The following is a 17,584-nucleotide window of genomic DNA, read 5'->3' as shown; positions in this document are numbered from 1 at the left end:
AACTTTGTTTTTGGGAAAGGGTTTTTTTGTTATGTTTTATGTTATACGTTTTACGTTTTTATTCTTATTAATATTCAAATCCTTTTTTAACAACATTTGAAATTAAAAGGAGGAGTCACGGTGTGGCTCAGGTACTACTTATTTCTAACTTTCATTTTTTTGAGCATCCAAAAAAACGAAACAAAAAAAGATGCCGACAGTAGTCTCTCAATGATTCAACTAAATAAATTATTTCCATAAAGTTGGCAACTCGCTCCACTCAAACACTCCAACTTTTTTTATTCCAATAATTTAGAGTTGAATTGCATTTCGATCCTAAATCGTCGGGTTTTTAACTCTTTTTTTAATATTCAAATTCACTTACTACAACGAATTCTAAACTCGTCCTTGCTGAAAAGTCGAGTGTCAATTCGGCGTAGTGAGCGTTAAAAATGATTTACTGTTCGCATTTTACATGCGAATGATTTAAAGCATTTAGCGAGTAGCCATTATTGACCGACTTGTAAGCACAGACTTGACTTTTTTGGTTCGTTTTTGTGTCAAGACTTCCCCGTAGGGCATATGAATTCATTTGAAAACAATAATAACTCATGAATAAAAATGAATAAATACTGTTTTCATACTACTTTTTAAGTTACACCCAAAAATCCCCCTCCAACAGTTTTAAAAATTACATTAATAAATGAAAAATAAAAATTAACACTAATCACTTTATGAAGATCATTTACTTTCTTCTTAGGGTGTCTTCGGGGGATAACTGTGTGAGTATTTGTTTATGTTATATGTCTTTTCTTTTCTGTCTTTCTGAACTCGTTTCAGAATCCCATCCAATATGATATTTCAAAATATCTTTCTATCACTTTTCAATTCTTGTAGAATCGAATAACCATCTGCGCATTTCTATTTTAAGAAACACATATTTATAGAGAGTGTATTTTACTTGATTTGTAGAGGAATAAAACCAAGAGTATTGTATGAAGTTCAGTGCTATTTGTAATGGAAGAAACAACCAAAAAAAAGGCGTGAAATTCAACAAATCTGAACTGGGGTACTGGTATACCTTGTACACAGATAAGTCAAACCCACGCCTAGGTCGTGAGCTTTTTTACTTATCATCTCGTGTACTATAAATTACCAGTTTTCAGTTCGAGAATCAAAGCAATAGCTTTAATATTTTCTATTTTAAGTATTGCAAAATTACATTTTTTATGTAATTGAATAACAAACATAATAAAAATTATTGAATGTTACAAGAACTTGTAACAAAATTAATTTCAAAAATTCCGCACTTTGTAAAAAGTAATATTATGGAAGCTATGAAAGATGATATTCTAAAGAAGTTTGGAGAGCATATTAGAAGTTTAAGAATTGAAAGTAAACTTAGTCAAGATGATATTGTATTAAATAGCAACAGAATTACGAAAGCAACGGTAAGTGATATAGAAAATGGTAAGAGAAACCTTTCTTTTACGACTTTAATTGATTTAGCCAAGGGTATGAAAAGGCATCCTAAAGAATTGCTTGACTTCAAAACAGAAGAAATATAATGAAGTAGAAAACATAAGTAATTAAAAACGTTTAGTTTAAAATAAAATATCTAAATTAGTAAGATTAACCAGTAGGCATGGTTAAAGTTAGTAATAGTACTCTGGAGTTAATTTTAGGTTTGTTTAACTCCAGAGTATTTTTATTGTACATAAATACATCAGATTAATATAAATAATGGGTTCTATATAGAACCCATTATTTATTTACACAACAAGGTATACAATACAGTTTTGTTTGTATATTTGAGTTTAATTTTACGAAATGTAGATATAGGTGTTTTAAGAAATATGTACTAAGTATTGCTTTGTGAGAAGCAAAATGCTAGTTGCTAGTACGAAACGAAATATCAAGCATTGAAATCTAATTATAAAATTTAAAAAAACGGATAGAAAATATTGATTGATGATGCTAGAAAAAAATAGTTTTCTGCCGACCGTTGCATCTGCTCTTCGGGATAGTTAGGAAGGCCCGCAGACAATCAAACCATGAAAAACCAAAATAGTTTTTCTTTCACTACTAAATACTTATTAGACGATGAGTTTAAATTGGAACAACATAAGACCCTTAGAGAATTCTCAGAATGAAGGATTTGAAGAATTAGTTTGTCAATTGGCAAGGAAAGAAGATATTGTAAATAAAAAAACTTTCATTCGAAAAGGAAAACCAGATGCAGGTGTTGAGTGTCTATGGATTCTAAACAATGATGATGAATTTGCATGGCAAGCAAAATTCTTTACTAGTAGTCTTGAGGAAAATCAATGGTTACAAATTGACAAATCAGTTAAAACTGTTCTTGATAAACACCCAAACTTAAAAAAATATTATATAGCAATACCTAACGACCCACCAGATGCTAGAATTGAAGGACAAACTTCGATGTTAGATAAATGGAATTCAAGAGTTGTAAAATGGAAAGAATGGGCGAAGGACAAAGATTTAAGCATAGAATTTATTCCTTGGTGGAGTTCCGATTTAATTGAAAGAATGCAAAGACCTGAAAATGTAGGATTGACATACTTTTGGTTTAATAAAGAGGAATTTACAGATGAATGGTGTAAAGAGCAATCTGAATTATCAATTGCTGACTTGGGTAAAAGATATACACCAAAACTAAACGTTAAATTAAAAATTGCAGAAATTTTTAATGGAATATCTAGAGATGAAAATTACAAAATACAAGTAACAAGCCTATTTGATAATTTACTGATTAAGGGTTATAAAATTATACCTAAAATAAAAGATTTAGATTCTTATTCCTCAGTTATTCACAAGGAATTAAAAGCGATTCATGCTTTATTTGAAGATATAAATTTAAAGGGAACTCAAACATTGCCTTTAGAAGTGTTCTTAGATTTATTAAGGAATGTGAATCACATAGCATCTCATATTAAGAGTTGTTATTTAGATGAAGAATCGAAGTTACAGGTCAAACCTGATGATTATAGATATTATAAAAAATTTGGATACGAAATAAGTCATATCAGAGATTTTGAAGATTCGATTTATGAACTCACACGGTTTCTAGAAGGTACTACAATGAAACTAGCAAATCATCCTTTTCTATTATTAGAAGGAGAAGCAGGAATAGGTAAATCACATTTGTTAGCAGATATAATAAGTACTCGAACTACAAATAATCTAATTAGCCTTTTCTTTTTAGGTCAACATTTTGTAACAGATGAAGACCCATGGACACAAATATTCAAAAAGAATGATATAAATTGTTCTGTAAATGAATTTTTAGGTGCACTTAACTCGAAAGCTCAAATTTCAGGTCAACGGATAATTATTTTTATAGATGCAATTAATGAAGGCCGTGGTAAATATTTTTGGGATAAGAATATTAAAAGTTTTCTTTCAAAAATTAAAAAGTATGAATGGTTAGGTGTTGTAATGTCAATACGTACCTCGTATTCAGATTTAATTTTCCCAGCTGATGAAATTAAAGATGATGATATAATTAGATATACACATTACGGTTTTAGAAATCAAGAGTATGAAGCAACAAAATTATTTTTCAATAATTACAATATAGTACTGCCGAGTATTCCACTATTACACCCTGAGTTTCAAAATCCCTTATTTTTATTACTATTTTGTGAGGGTTTAAATAAAGCTGGTTATACAAGAATTCCTGATGGTTTACAGGGTATCACATCTATAATTTGTTTTTTTATTAATAGTGTTAATGATATCCTTTCAAAACCGACTCGATTAGATTATCCGAAAAGTATAAACGTTGTTAGAAAAGGAATAGAATCTCTAATAAAATACAAGATTGAAAATCAATTAAGATATGTCCCTTATGAGCAAGCATTTGTTTTAGCCAATAAAATATCTAATGAATTTAGTACAAAAAGAGGTTTGCTTGATGAATTAATATCTGAAGGAATACTATCTAAAAACTTGTTTTGGAATCCTGAAAATCAATATGAAGAAGGTGTTTATTTAGCTTACGAACGTTTTGAAGACCACATAACATCGACATATATTCTAGATACAAACCCTGAATTAGAAGATGCCTTTAAAGAAGGTGGTGCTCTTTTTCAATTAGTTAAGAATAAGAATTCTTGCTATATGAATAAAGGTGTAATTGAAGCACTTACCATTCAACTTCCTGAAAGAACTGGAAAAGAGTTTTATGAATATGTTCCTCATGTCAAGGATAGTTACCCTATTATTGAATGCTTTGTGCAAAGTCTGTTATGGAGAAAAACTGACACAACAACGAAAAAGCTTGTTGGATATGTGAATTCTACTGTTCTTAAATATCAAGGAACTCATGATTTGTTTTGGGATACAATTTTATCTGTAACATCTATTCCCGACCATTATTTTAACGCTTATTTATTGCATAAAAATCTTATGGGTATCAGCCTAGCAGATAGAGATGCTTGGTGGACAATTTACTTAAAACATCAATTTTATGATGAATCAGCAGTTAAGAGGCTTATTGATTGGGCATGGAATAATAATGATAAAAGTCATATTTCAGATGAGTCAGTAAAGTTAACTGCAATAACATTATCGTGGTTTCATACAAGTACAAACAGAAAACTACGTGATTCTGCCACAAAGGCCTTGATTTGTCTTTTAGAAAATAGAATCCATGTTTTAATAGAGCTACTTAAAAAATTTGAAAATGTTAATGATCCCTATATTTATGAACGATTATTTGCTGTTGCATATGGCTGTTCAATTAGAACGGAACAAACAGACATTTTAAGTGAGCTTTGCAACTATATTTATGAAGTAATATTCAAGGATAAATCGGAGGTTTATCCCCATATACTTTTAAGAGATTATGCAAGGGGTGTTATAGAATATACTTCTTATCTTGGATATGATTTAGATTTTGATATTTCAGAAGTAAGACCTCCGTATAAAAGTAATTTTCCAGAAATATTCCCTTCAAATGAAGAAATTGATGGAAAGTATGAGTTTGATTATAAATCAAAGGATTTTAAAGAACATTATTGGGCACAAAATAACATTCTAAGTTCAATGATTACCGAATATGGTAGAGGAACAGGAAGTTATGGTGATTTTGGTCGATATACTTTTCAAAGTGCATTACGAACTTGGAATGTTGATGAAAATGCTTTAAGTAATCTTGCTGTAGAATGGATATTTGAAAAATATGGTTATGATAAAGATATGCATGGTGTTTTTGATAGAGAAATAGGTTCAGGTAGAGGTCGAGATACGATTCCTCATGAACGAATAGGTAAAAAATATCAGTGGATTGCACTTTATGAGATGCTTGCAAGAGTTTCTGATAATTGCAAAAAATATGCAGATTGGAATTATAGACATGAGGAGGAAGAAGAATATCAAGGTCCTTGGATTCCCTATGTTAGGGATATTGATCCTACAATGCTAATAAATAAGACTGGAAGCTATGATGAAGAAGCACCTAATAACTTTTGGTGGTCACAAGTAAAATATGCTAATTGGGAATTGGATAATACGGAATGGGCAAAATTAAGTGAAGACCTTCCATGTTCAAAGAAATTAATAAATGTTGTCGACAAAAAAAATGAGGAATGGCTTATACTTGAAGGTTATCCAGAATGGGCAGAATCGAAGAAAGTTGGAGATGAGAAATGGGATAAACCTCATAAAAGAATGTGGTATGAGCTTAGAAGTTATTTAATTGCAGAAGCTGACTATAAGAAAATTAAAGATTGGGCATCAAATAAGGACTTTATGGAAATAAGGATGCCAGGGAGCTCGAGTAGATATGAAGTTTTTAGCCGAGAATATTATTGGTCACCTGCTTACAATTATTTTAACAACAAGGAGTATTATGGTGGAATAGAGCTTGGAGAAGTACATGATAATATTACTGGAGAATATATTGGTAATGCAATTTTAACTACTAATGACTTTTTATGGGAAGAAGAATTTGATAAGTCTAAAGAAGATACTATAAGCTTTCTTAAACCATCGAAATATATCTATGAAAATATGAAGTTGGTGTTTTCTAAGAAAGAGGGTGAATTTATTGACGAAAAAGGTAAGGTTATATGCTTTGCACCTTCTGTATACTATGATTCTAAGTCTTATCTATTAATTAAGAAAGAGCCATTTCTTAAGTTCTTAAAAGAAAGTAAATTAAGAATACTCTGGACAGTTTTAGGAGAGAAAAATATAATAGGAGGTCATTCAAACAGAGACGTTTTTTATGACAGATTGGAAATAAGCGGAGTATATTATTTAAATGACAGTAATGAAGTTGAAGGAGATGTTAACACGAAAATTACCTAGCTTTATAAAACCATATATATTGTCAAGTCGCTCTAAACTGTCATCGTACAGCTAAACTTCTGTATCTATATTTGTAGAAATAGAGAGGTGATAGAATAAGGAGTTAGCGAAAACGTGTGAGAATATTATAAAATTTAATACGAAGAAGAATCTTAAATAAAATTAATTTTTAGATACCTTTTTAAATAATACAACCACAAAAAAGCTCTTATCCAAGAGCTTTTTTGTTTTTACGTGAAACCGTAATTTGTTGTAAAATAGTTGTTGTATGTTTGGAATAATATAACGAAATGTAGATATAGGTGTGTAATTTATAATAATTAAACTATATTTTGCTTCCTAGAAAATAATGATGTGCGAAATTTCACAAACACACTATTGTAAATTATGAGTAATTGGCTTGAAAACAATCAAACAAAGAGTGTAATAATTTATACTTTAACTATAATTGGTGCTGTTTGGGCATTTAGTTATTTTATATTGGATGAAAACAAAGACAAAAAACATTCATCAGAAATAAATCTTTTAAGAAGCCAAATTGAAAGTTATAAACAAAGAATTGATGTTCTTGAAAATGAAAATAAAAAAATTCAAGAGACAAATGATAAATATATTAGTTGGTTAGTTGAAAATCCTAATACATTTCAGCATCTTGAGAGTAAAATAGAAAGTTTACAATTAGATTTAGAGAATAAGAAAAATAATATAGTTACAAGTAAAGGAAATATAGAATTTGAAATTTTAAATGAAGGTAATAGCTATTATGTTCAAGATTTAGGATTGTTTATTGGAATAAACAATATAAATGTATCAAAAGAAACATCGGGAGAAATAAAATTTCCAAATAATGATACCGTAAAATTTAAAAATCAAACAGCTGGTAAATCTTGGTCTTTTAAGTATCAAAATGAAGATTATAATTTATTATTAAGGGAAGTAAATTATGTTAATAGTTTAGTGAAGTTTACCATTGTTAAAAGATAAACTTCGCACAACATCGGTAACTGTTGCACAATTCCGCATTTATGTACAAAAATACAAATTAGGATAAATAATAACCTCTTTAGGAGTGATTTTAGGGAGGTTTTTTGCATTTACGTGAAACCGTAATTTATTGTGATATGGTTGTTGTATGTTTGGGTTATATTTTATTGTATAAAAACAATGATTGTTTGTATGACTAAAACAAACATAATAGAATAATAACACGTATTAATGAATATTAACATATTAAGACATTTTGAAGAATCGGCAAGTGAAAATGGAATAACTATTTTCGCTTTAAAAGAAACAGAAAGAGATGCTTTTTTTAATAAATTAGCACAACCATTTAGGTGTTTATATTTAACAGATGAAGACTTAGATTGGCGTACTAATGAATTTGGAACATCTAGAGCGGAGGAAATAATTGAAAAGATACCAGATAATCCTACTATTATGTCAGGAGAGTTTTCGGAAATCTTATGTTATTATATAATACCTGAAAAATATTTACCTTCCTCACATTTAAGACCACCGAAATGGAAATGGAAAGAGAGCAAAAACAATCCCGCACATTTTACGGATGTTATTCTTTTTTGTCAGAATGATCTTGATAACCCCAGTACCGATGATAGCATAATATCAATTGAATCAAAAGCAAGAGCTACTCAACCAACAAGCACAGAAAGTTCTCTACAAAAAGCCATCAATGATGCTCATAAAGATTATGTAAGTCGTTTAGGAGAAAGTTTGTTTCATTTAAAAACGCGTTATAAAGATGATAGAAATGCAGTAGCTGTAAATAGATTAAGTCGTTTTATGGATGTAGCTAATAATCCTACTTTCCTAAAACACTTCAAAGCAATTGCAACAGTTGATAGTTCATTTGCTGATACTCATTTAAATAATGTTACTGAAATTCCTGATGATATCAGAGATACGTTTGAAGTGATACTTATAAGAATTGATAACCTAAAAGGAGCTTACGAACATACTTTTACTCAAATTTTAGCGACATGATTTATCAGGAACTTAAAAGATGGATAGCACAATCTGAATCATGGCAGGCATTTATAGATTATAACATTTCTAATGAAGAACAGGCGGATTATACTTTCTATAATCGACCTCAGGATTTTTACATCTCGCTTTTAACCAAGCTGCAGGATATTCTTGAACAGTTTGAGGAAGAAGAATCAGAAGATGTGAAAAAAGGTTTACTTTCTATAGCTAAGGGTTTAGAAATATATTCATTACGAGGGAAAAGAGAAAGTTTTTCTGGAGTGAACTACAGCCGGAATATGTTATATGTTGCTTCATTGTATTATTTAGCAGATTTTCCTGCAACTTCATTTTTATTACTTAAACAATTTCCACAGGAAGAGTTCCAAACCTATATTGAAAAATTTATTTATTATTTCTTATCAAGGAATTACACAAGAAAACAAGGTCAAGAAAATCTTTATTTCAGATATATAATAGAATACTTACGGGAAGGAAACAATGAAGCAATCGATACACTTCGAGGTATTTTTGATAACATACTCTCACCAGATAACCAAATAGAAAGTCATTTATTCGTATTGACTTACATAGCAAAGTCTATCTTAAAAAAATTTTCAACCAACAATCTATGGTATGACTTAACAGAGTATGGAGCAGAGATAGATTGGAAAACTTATGTCAGATTCAATATAGGAAAAAGCCCTCAAATATGGAGTTTCTTTCCTTCCCAGCAAACAGCAATCAGGAGTGGTTTATTAACATTTGATAAAGCATTTAGCTTACAAACACCTACTAGTTCAGGAAAAACATCTATCGCTGAATTAGTAATTTTTAATGAGTTATCAAGAAACCCAGAAAGCAAAATACTTTATTTAGCACCATTTAGAGCTCTCGCATCCGAGTTAAAGAATAATTTAGGCAGAAATCTTACTTCTAAACTAGGAATAAAGGTCAAAACTGTTTATGGGGGCAATATCGTAACAGATTCTGATCGATTAAGTATTGAACAATCCAATGTTTTAATATCAACACCCGAAAAGTTTATGGCAATAGAATTAGGATTGTCTGGAATGCTTGACGATTTTCAAACCGTAATTTGTGATGAGGGACACTTAATAGATAACACAACAAGAGGGATTAGTTATGAATTATTACTTTCAAGATTAAAAAATACTGAGTCGGTTGAAAGAAGATTTGTTTTTCTATCTGCAATTATACCCAACATAGAGATAATAAACTCTTGGCTTGGTGGGTCGGATGATGACATTGCGCGATCAAATTATAGACCGACTGAGATAGAATTGGCATTTCTGAATCAGGTTAGTGCAAGTCACTTTAATTTAGAAGTTAATCCTAATGATGAATTACCAACTAAATATATCCTTAATCGCTTTTTATCTTCTCAGGATTTTAGTACTCAAAAAGGTACTTACAATGTTAATTCATTCAAATCGAAAACGGTAGCTGCAGCTCTTAAATCTTTAAATTCCGGAGCGGTTGCCATTTTTTCTCCAACTAAAGATAATAGAAGAGGAGTATCTGGTATTGCACTAGAGGTAATCAAACAGCTTGATACTGAATTACCAAAACCAATTAATTTTTGTGATACATTGGAAACAGAAAAACTAGTAGAATATTTTAGATATATTTTTGGAACTGAATATTTATTGACTATTTGTGCTGAAAACGGTTTTTTATATCATCACGGAGATTTACCACAATTTATCAGAGAATTAGTTGAAACCACTATTAGAAATGAAAAAGTAAAATTTCTTATCTGTACAAATACTTTAGCCGAAGGAGTTAACTTACCAATTAAAACACTTGTTATTAGTACTGCTAGACGTTATATAAATCAACAACAACCAAATGAACCTTTACCATTACGAGATCTAAAGAATCTTATTGGTAGAGCAGGAAGAGCAGGAAAAGAAACTAAGGGTATTATAGTTGTAGTGAACCCAAGTGATCAATCTATATTATCTGATGTAGTAGCTAATAGAAATTTAGAAGATGTTAAAGGCTTTCTTTATTATGTTGTCCAAGTAATTGAAAGGTACATAACAAGAAATGCAACCCATCTAAGTAACGAGCTCTTAGATCAGTTAAAAGAAGCAGATTATATAGACAATTCGATCATACAATTATTAGCGGAAGATGTACCTGTAGAAAATCTTGAACAGGAGATCAATACATTAATTGAAAATACACTGACTTTTTATCAAAGCGATGATGCATTAAAAGCAAGATTAAGAGAACTCTTTGCTTTAAGAGCAGAAAGAGTACGTCCTATAGTTGAAGATGGAAATCTTGATTTAATAAGATACACTGGTATTCCTCTAAGATCATTTAATAGAATCGAAGAATTAGTTGACCATGAACTAGATTTTTTATCTGAAGTAGAGAACCCATTGGATAGTCGATGGATAGATTTTCTATTCGACATTCTTTATGAAATTGAAGATTTTAATAATAGTATTCCTTTAGATATATCAAGAGAGAAATTAATTGAGGTATTAGCTATATGGATTGAAGGAGGATGGTATCATGATATCGCACAAGGTTTAGATTCTACAGTTGAAAATGCTCTAATCTTCATGAGATTCTTAGAATATGGATTACAAAATTCTACTGGTTCGATAATTAAGTATATCGACACCAAACGTAGGGAAAATGAAAAAGAAACATCTGATATTATTTTGAACTGGTCTAATTACTTAGTATATGGGGTGAATAATAGGCTGAAGTTGGATTTAATGGAAATTAGTATTCCCGACAGGATTTTAGTTCAAGAAATAGCCAATTGGTTTATAGATAACAGTATCGACTATGATCACCAAAACGAATTAAGAGATTTGATTTCAATTAATTATTTAGAAATATTTCAATTTGTTGAAAATAAAATTCCCTATATATCTAATGATTTATTGGAAAAATATATAAGACAATGATAAGAATCTCTCTTAACATTGTTAGTCGTTGGACATTCCAAAAATAAAATTAGAAATATTTATTTTATAGGATAACAAAATATTGTAAAAAGATTCCATAAAAATAAACAGAAGCATTAAATTATATATATAAAATATCAATTTAATATTGCATCATTGTCATAAAAATAGTTAATTATGAATCTAAACCCCAAAATTTATAAAATAAATAAGAATCATAGATTATTAAATAATATTAGTGAAACAGATAAAATATGTAAATTTATTATTACATATTCAAGACGTGAAGTCAATAATAAATTTGTATTAAACGAAGATAACTATACATACGAAATAGATGAAGATAATAATTTCAAATACTTTTTATATACGTTTAATTCCTCTGAGGTAGAATCTGAATGGAAAAATTATTTTCCAACAACACTTTCAGCGAAATCTAATTTTATACAACAAAACTTATCTTTAATTTTTTTTATTGAATTTGAAGATTTTTTATATCTCATTATTGGAGGTAATTCATATCGAATAATTCTTCCTTTTATTGATGAAGGTTTTGGTATAGATTTATATTCTAGAATATTAGACCCAGAAAATGACGAATTAATTTCAATAAAAACAAGAAGTCTTACTGGGAAAAAAGCAGGGAGTTATATTTATTATAAAGATAATTTTAAACTCATTGATCATATAAAATTTGGTACTATACCTAAAGAAATAAATGTTAAACTTTCAAATGTAGAGAATAGTAATTTCAATTTTTTAAAGAGTACTGCTAATGAAAAAATACAAATTTCAATTAGTAACTCAATAAAATTTAAAAGAATAGTAGATTTTGAAAACTTAAAAAAACTTATAAAAGAAATTAAATACTTTGAAGAGATTGATAAAAATGATTATCTAACAACCTATTTAAAAATAGATAATCAAGATTTAATAAACTCACTTAACGACAAAATAATAAATAATATTCATAATGATATACCTAATATAGATCAAAGAAAAGAGAATATCCATACTAAATTTTATTTCGAGTTTTGTCATCCTAAATTTATTGATAAGTTTTATGAAGCAGATACATTTCATTTATTTGAAAAAACAGAGGAAACAAAATACTCTTATTTTGGAAAAACGAATGATAAAAATAAAATTTATGAAATTGTAATACGTAGGGCTTTAGAAATTTATAGTATTAATATATCATTTAATAATTTAAAATATTTTTTATTAGGTGTTAAAGTAAGAAGTTATAAAAAAGGTATTAGAAAACTAAATACTGTAGCTCCCTTTATTATGCATTTAAATACTGAAGTAGATTTAAATAATCAACCTTATTTCTATCTTGATAATAATTGGTATTTATTACAAGAAAGTTTTATTAAAGATATAAATAATCAATGTAAAAGAATTTTAAAAAATTATATTGCACCTGTTAATATTCTAAATAAAAATTGGGATAAGAAAGTTTTAAAAAAAGAATCAGAATACAATCTTTTATATCTAGATGAACCTAATTATTTGGTTTTTGATACTATTACAATTGATGGAATTGAATTATGTGATATTTTATTTTACGATAATACTAGTGTTTATTTAATTCATGTTAAAAATGGTTTTGATTCTTCGATGAGAGAATTGTACAATCAAATAATTTTATCGGCGAGGAGATTACAGGAGTCACTTTCTACTAATGAAAAAAAGTATTTAAAATCAAACTTTCAATCAATGATTAAAAAAGATAAACTTGATCAAAATTTATCAGAAGATGATTTTTTAAATTTATTTACAAAAAAAATTAGCTATGTTATGGCATTTACAAGTAAACATATAACTGAATTAAATATAATAGATGAAGTAGAACAAATTAAATCTAGTATTGCTAAATTTTCAGTAATACAAGCATCTAGTGAAATGAGAGCTGAATATTATGATTTATTTTTCTGTCAAATAAATAGATAAATTAATTAATAGGTTTTTATAAACGTGAATAAACAAAAGTTTATCTTAGATATTGAGTTTTATTCTTACGTTAAACCGTAATTTATTGTAATATTATTTAAAGATATTTGAAAAATTAAAATATGATGAAAAATGTATATTTTAATCTAATAATATGGTGTTATTATTAATATAACGAAAAAGAATGACAGAAGAACTACTTACTCTTATTCAAAAATGGATAAATAATGTACCAACAATCATTTTAGGAAGTGGAGCTTCTGTTCCATATAAAATTCCCGGAATGTTTGATTTAGGAACTTATATAAAACAAAATTGTAGATTCGACGAAGATGCTGATGAATTAGCATTTAATTCATTTGTTGAAAAATTCGATGAAACTGGAGATTTGGAAACTAGTTTATTAGAAATTAAAGTTACAAGAAATGTTGTAGATACTATTGTTTCAAAAACATGGGAATGTATAAACCATGCTGACCTTGATGCGTATGATAAAATCATAACTTCTGAATATAAATTACCACTAGAGGATTTACTTTCTCATTTAATAAAAACATCTGATCGAAAAGTTTCAGTTATTACAACAAATTATGATAGAATTGTTGAATATGCTTCAAGTAAGATTAATGCATATATAAATAATACTTTTACTCAAAATTATATTGGAAAATCAACTACAAGTATTTCAAGAATATTACCAGCTAATCTACAAGGCTATTCTGGAATTGTAGAAATTTTAAAAGTGCATGGTTCATTAGATTGGTTTAAATCACAAGAAGATATTAAATATCAATTTCCATTAAGAAAAACTATTCCTAATGGTTTTATCCCTTCAATTGTAACACCAGGTGTTTCTAAATATGAGGAAACACATATGGAACCATATCGCACAATTTTCTCAAAAGCAGATTCAGTTATAGAATCATCAAAAAGTTTCTTTTGTGTCGGTTATGGTTTTAATGATAGCCATTTTCAACCTAAATTAATAGACCAAATTAGGAATGACAAACCGATAATTGTTTTGGCAAGAACTTTAACGGATAAAACTAAACAATCTATAATAGATAATAATTGCAAAAATTACTTTCTTTTAGAAAGAGCAGGAGAAAATCAAACAAGAATATTTTCATCAAGATTTGAAGAGCCAATTATTGAAGAATCTAATATTTGGTCTTTTGATGAATTTATAAACTATGTAATAAAATAACCATGAGCATATTTAATTTTGAAGAAAATTCAGATATTGGAACTGTTTTTAGTGTGGATACAGCAACAATTATAGTTAAAGTTGATAATATTGAAAATCTTAGAAAGTTACAAGTAAATCACTTATTAGCAGTTGAAAGTTCTAAAGCTGGTCAATTATTGATTGGTATCATCAATAAAATAACTAGAAAAATTTCTGATGAAGAAGTTTCATCTGAAGAAGGTTTGAATATAGCTTTACTTACAGAAAATATTGTAAAAGTTAATTTGATAGGAACCTTTTTTGACAAAGTAGGTAGTAAGCATAATGTTTTTAAAAGAACCCTTGATTCTGTACCTGAAATTGATGCTAAATGTTTTCAAATTATTGGTGAAAACATTACCAATTTTATGAAGGCAATAACTTCAAGTTCAGATATAAAAACTCCATTATCTATAGGTAAATACTCCATTGATGAAGAAGCCGAAGCGTTTTTAGATGGTGATAAATTATTTCAACGACATGCTGTAATTGTAGGAAGTACAGGTTCAGGAAAATCTTGGTGTGTTGCAAAAATTATTGAACAGATCGCAACTTTACCTATGGCAAATACAATTCTTTTTGATATTCACGGAGAATATAGTTCTGATAATTTTGATGTTGAAGGAATCCAAAGATTCAAGATTGCTAATCCATCAGATTTAACTAAAGATAATAAACTTTCGAATGGGATTCTTATGATTCCATATTGGTTATTAACATATGAAGAAATGTTAGCAATGCTTTTAGATAGAAGTGATAGTAATGCTCCTAATCAAGCTATGATTTTTTCAAAGACAGTGTTTGAAGAAAAGTTGACATTTTTAGATTCAATTGGAGACGATACATTTAAAGGAAATATTACAATAGACAGTCCTATTCCATATAAAATTTCAGAAGTTTTACGAATTATCTCTGAATTCGATAATGAAATGGTTCCTGGAGCACGTGGAGATAAGCAAGGACCTTATTTTGGCAAACTAACTAGATTTGTACAAAGACTAGAAGCTAAATCCCAAGATAAGCGACTTGGATTCTTATTTCAAATAACAGATGAAGAAAATCATATTGATTGGATATATGAGTTTTGTGAATCATTAATGCATGGTTCAAAATGTCAAAGTCAAAATTCTGGAGTAAAGATCATTGATTTCTCAGAAGTACCGTCTGACGTACTTCCTTTAGTTATTGGACTAATTTCTAGATTAATATTCTCAGTACAACAATGGACAAACAAAGAAAACAGACACCCAATTGCTTTATTTTGTGATGAGGCGCATCTATATATCCCAGAACGAACAAATCAAGATTCAGCCTCAGAACTTGGTTTGAAAAACTTTGAGAGAATTGCAAAAGAAGGTAGAAAATATGGAGTGAATTTAACTGTTATAAGTCAAAGACCATCAGAAGTAAATAGAACTGTTTTAAGTCAATGTAATAACTTTATTTCATTGCGTTTATCGAATGCAGACGACCAAGCAGTTATTAAAAAACTTCTACCTGATAATCTTGCTGGATTAACAGATTCTTTACCTATTCTTGATATTGGAGAAGCTTTAGTTGTAGGTGATGCTTCATTATTACCTACACGTATTAATATCTCTGAGCCTAAAATAAAACCGCAAAGTGCAACAATTAATTTTTGGCAAGAGTGGTCTACTGAAGAAGAAAAACAGAGTATCAAAAATGCTGTCATTGGTTTAAGGAATCAATCGAAAATGTAAATTTTTAGATTTCAAAAAAAATAAAAATGTTCAAAAAACCACTAATTGACGTAACATATAAAGATATTAATGAACTTCTATATATCGAATGTAGAAGGGAAGATCTAAATCTTGATTATAAAAGAGATTTTTATAAAGATGGAAAAGAGTTTTCAAAAGATTTGACAGCATTTGCTAATTCTAATGGAGGGTTTATTATTCTTGGTATTGATGAAAAGGAAAATGAAGTAATTGGAATTAAAGATAATGTTGGAAGGGGAAAAATTGAAGATTGGATATCAAATGTATTAGTTAATAATATTGATAAAACTGTTGATTACAATTTGCATTTTATAATAGTTGATGAAACAAATAAATTATATATTGTAATTATTGAAATTAAAGAACATACAGATAAACCAGTATATGTAATTTCTGATAGTAAAACTGTTTGTTATCTAAGAAAAGGTACATCTATTTTTTCAGCAAATCCGAATGAAATTAAAGAAATGTACCAAAAATCTTTATATAAAAAGACTAATACTATCAATAAAATATCTCAAAAGATTAAAGGTAATAACAATTTACAGGTTGTAAATAATCAAGGGACTATTATAAAAACTGACAAAATTATAAATAAAAATGAAATAAAGCCTGATCCAAAAATTCATATTAGTGAAACTGAAGCAAAACAAATAAAAGAAAAAATTGATGAAATTGTAGAAATTAATTTTTTAGCTAAAAATATAGACAAAGGGAAACTTTACCCTCAAATATGGAAATCATTTTATAAAAAGTTTAATTTAACTTCTTATAAGCTTTTAGATAAGTCTGAATTTAATGATGCAGTAAATTGGCTTCAAGCTCAAATTGCTTATAATCATAGACCTAAGTTAAGAAAAAATAATAATGAATTATGGAAATTGAAGGTATATGGTGCTATATATGCGAGAGCTAAAAATGAATTAAATTTTAATAAGGAACAACTTTATGATTTTGCATTTGATAAACTTAAACTAAAATCTCCAATTACATCGTTAAAAGATTTAAGTGATACAAGATTAAATAAACTTTATAATTTAATGTTTTCAAATAAAGAATTAGAGTAAAATAGCAACTATTTTACTCTTAAAAAAGCTCTTATCCAAGAGCTTTTTTGTTAAAGAAATGTTTTGGGTAAAAGTACTTTTTACCGAGCTTAAAACAAGGAATCGTCTTGTTTCTCCTCATGCGATACAACGTTTTGTCACTAACGTTAAGCAGCCTTTTTACATCTGCACTGTCGTAGAATCCGTGATCTTTGTCCGTGGGTTGTATATTCGTAATTAATTCTACTAAAAGAAGTTTTAACTCGTTGCTATCCTTCTCTTTTTGTCTAAAAAAGTAAGTGTTTTGCATACGCTTTAATTTACTTAATTTCAGTAAGATACGTATTTTAATTAAAT

Annotated in this window: 10 protein-coding genes; 9 read left to right on the top strand and 1 reads right to left on the bottom strand. The window is 28.3% G+C overall.

Annotation, left to right across the window (positions count from 1 at the left end):
• The first annotated feature begins 1,244 nt into the window (after positions 1–1,244).
• The 9 genes from B4A23_RS04685 (at position 1,245) to B4A23_RS04645 (ending at position 17,248) form a co-directional block, all read left to right on the top strand.
• Entirely contained in the window at positions 1,245–1,547 is a 303-nt protein-coding gene (locus tag B4A23_RS04685) for a helix-turn-helix domain-containing protein (protein WP_291117460.1), read from the top strand.
• A 535-nt stretch (positions 1,548–2,082) separates the two neighbouring features.
• On the top strand, positions 2,083–6,318 hold the full coding sequence (avs2, locus tag B4A23_RS04680) for an AVAST type 2 anti-phage system protein Avs2 (RefSeq protein WP_291117457.1): 4,236 nt from the start codon (positions 2,083–2,085) through the stop codon (positions 6,316–6,318).
• Between the two features lie 387 nt (positions 6,319–6,705).
• A complete protein-coding gene (locus tag B4A23_RS04675; protein WP_291117454.1) occupies positions 6,706–7,302 on the top strand; it encodes a hypothetical protein in 597 nt (198 codons plus the stop codon).
• 231 nt (positions 7,303–7,533) lie between these two features.
• Positions 7,534–8,319: a Hachiman antiphage defense system protein HamA gene (locus B4A23_RS04670; RefSeq protein ID WP_291117452.1), complete on the top strand. Its 786-nt coding sequence runs from the start codon at positions 7,534–7,536 to the stop codon at positions 8,317–8,319.
• Entirely contained in the window at positions 8,316–11,255 is a 2,940-nt protein-coding gene (locus B4A23_RS04665; protein WP_291117450.1) for a DEAD/DEAH box helicase, read from the top strand. Before B4A23_RS04670 ends, B4A23_RS04665 begins: the two co-directional genes overlap by 4 nt.
• Before the next feature lie 177 nt (positions 11,256–11,432).
• The gene (locus B4A23_RS04660; protein ID WP_291117447.1) at positions 11,433–13,211 is read left to right on the top strand and encodes a DUF6119 family protein; all 1,779 of its coding nucleotides are present in this window, start codon (positions 11,433–11,435) and stop codon (positions 13,209–13,211) included.
• A gap of 184 nt (positions 13,212–13,395) precedes the next feature.
• A complete protein-coding gene (locus tag B4A23_RS04655; RefSeq protein ID WP_291117444.1) occupies positions 13,396–14,418 on the top strand; it encodes an SIR2 family protein in 1,023 nt (340 codons plus the stop codon).
• A gap of 2 nt (positions 14,419–14,420) precedes the next feature.
• Positions 14,421–16,160: an ATP-binding protein gene (locus tag B4A23_RS04650; RefSeq protein WP_291117441.1), complete on the top strand. Its 1,740-nt coding sequence runs from the start codon at positions 14,421–14,423 to the stop codon at positions 16,158–16,160.
• Between the two features lie 26 nt (positions 16,161–16,186).
• Positions 16,187–17,248 (top strand): helix-turn-helix domain-containing protein, encoded by a 1,062-nt coding sequence (locus B4A23_RS04645; RefSeq protein ID WP_291117438.1) that lies wholly within the window; start codon positions 16,187–16,189, stop codon positions 17,246–17,248.
• Positions 17,249–17,279: 31 nt separating this feature from the next.
• Here B4A23_RS04645 and B4A23_RS04640 read toward each other — a convergent pair whose 3' ends face one another.
• Positions 17,280–17,537, bottom strand: a complete 258-nt coding sequence (locus tag B4A23_RS04640; protein WP_276681998.1) for a helix-turn-helix domain-containing protein — start codon at positions 17,535–17,537, stop codon at positions 17,280–17,282.
• Positions 17,538–17,584: the final 47 nt, after the last annotated feature.

The organism is Empedobacter sp. UBA7248 (assembly GCF_002472945.1).
In the GTDB taxonomy this organism is placed as follows: domain Bacteria; phylum Bacteroidota; class Bacteroidia; order Flavobacteriales; family Weeksellaceae; genus Empedobacter; species Empedobacter falsenii_C.
This window is presented reverse-complemented; position numbering and strand designations above follow the sequence as displayed.

What these genes read in the sequence shown, in the direction of transcription:
- B4A23_RS04685 (WP_291117460.1), top strand. Translation starts at nt 1,245, where the DNA reads ATGTTACAAGAACTTGTAACAAAATTAATTTCAAAAATTCCGCACTTT.
- B4A23_RS04655 (WP_291117444.1), top strand. Translation starts at nt 13,396, where the DNA reads ATGACAGAAGAACTACTTACTCTTATTCAAAAATGGATAAATAATGTA.
- B4A23_RS04675 (WP_291117454.1), top strand. Translation starts at nt 6,706, where the DNA reads ATGAGTAATTGGCTTGAAAACAATCAAACAAAGAGTGTAATAATTTAT.
- B4A23_RS04660 (WP_291117447.1), top strand. Translation starts at nt 11,433, where the DNA reads ATGAATCTAAACCCCAAAATTTATAAAATAAATAAGAATCATAGATTA.
- B4A23_RS04665 (WP_291117450.1), top strand. Translation starts at nt 8,316, where the DNA reads ATGATTTATCAGGAACTTAAAAGATGGATAGCACAATCTGAATCATGG.
- avs2 (WP_291117457.1), top strand. Translation starts at nt 2,083, where the DNA reads ATGAGTTTAAATTGGAACAACATAAGACCCTTAGAGAATTCTCAGAAT.
- B4A23_RS04640 (WP_276681998.1), bottom strand. Translation starts at nt 17,537, where the DNA reads ATGCAAAACACTTACTTTTTTAGACAAAAAGAGAAGGATAGCAACGAG.
- B4A23_RS04645 (WP_291117438.1), top strand. Translation starts at nt 16,187, where the DNA reads ATGTTCAAAAAACCACTAATTGACGTAACATATAAAGATATTAATGAA.
- B4A23_RS04650 (WP_291117441.1), top strand. Translation starts at nt 14,421, where the DNA reads ATGAGCATATTTAATTTTGAAGAAAATTCAGATATTGGAACTGTTTTT.
- B4A23_RS04670 (WP_291117452.1), top strand. Translation starts at nt 7,534, where the DNA reads ATGAATATTAACATATTAAGACATTTTGAAGAATCGGCAAGTGAAAAT.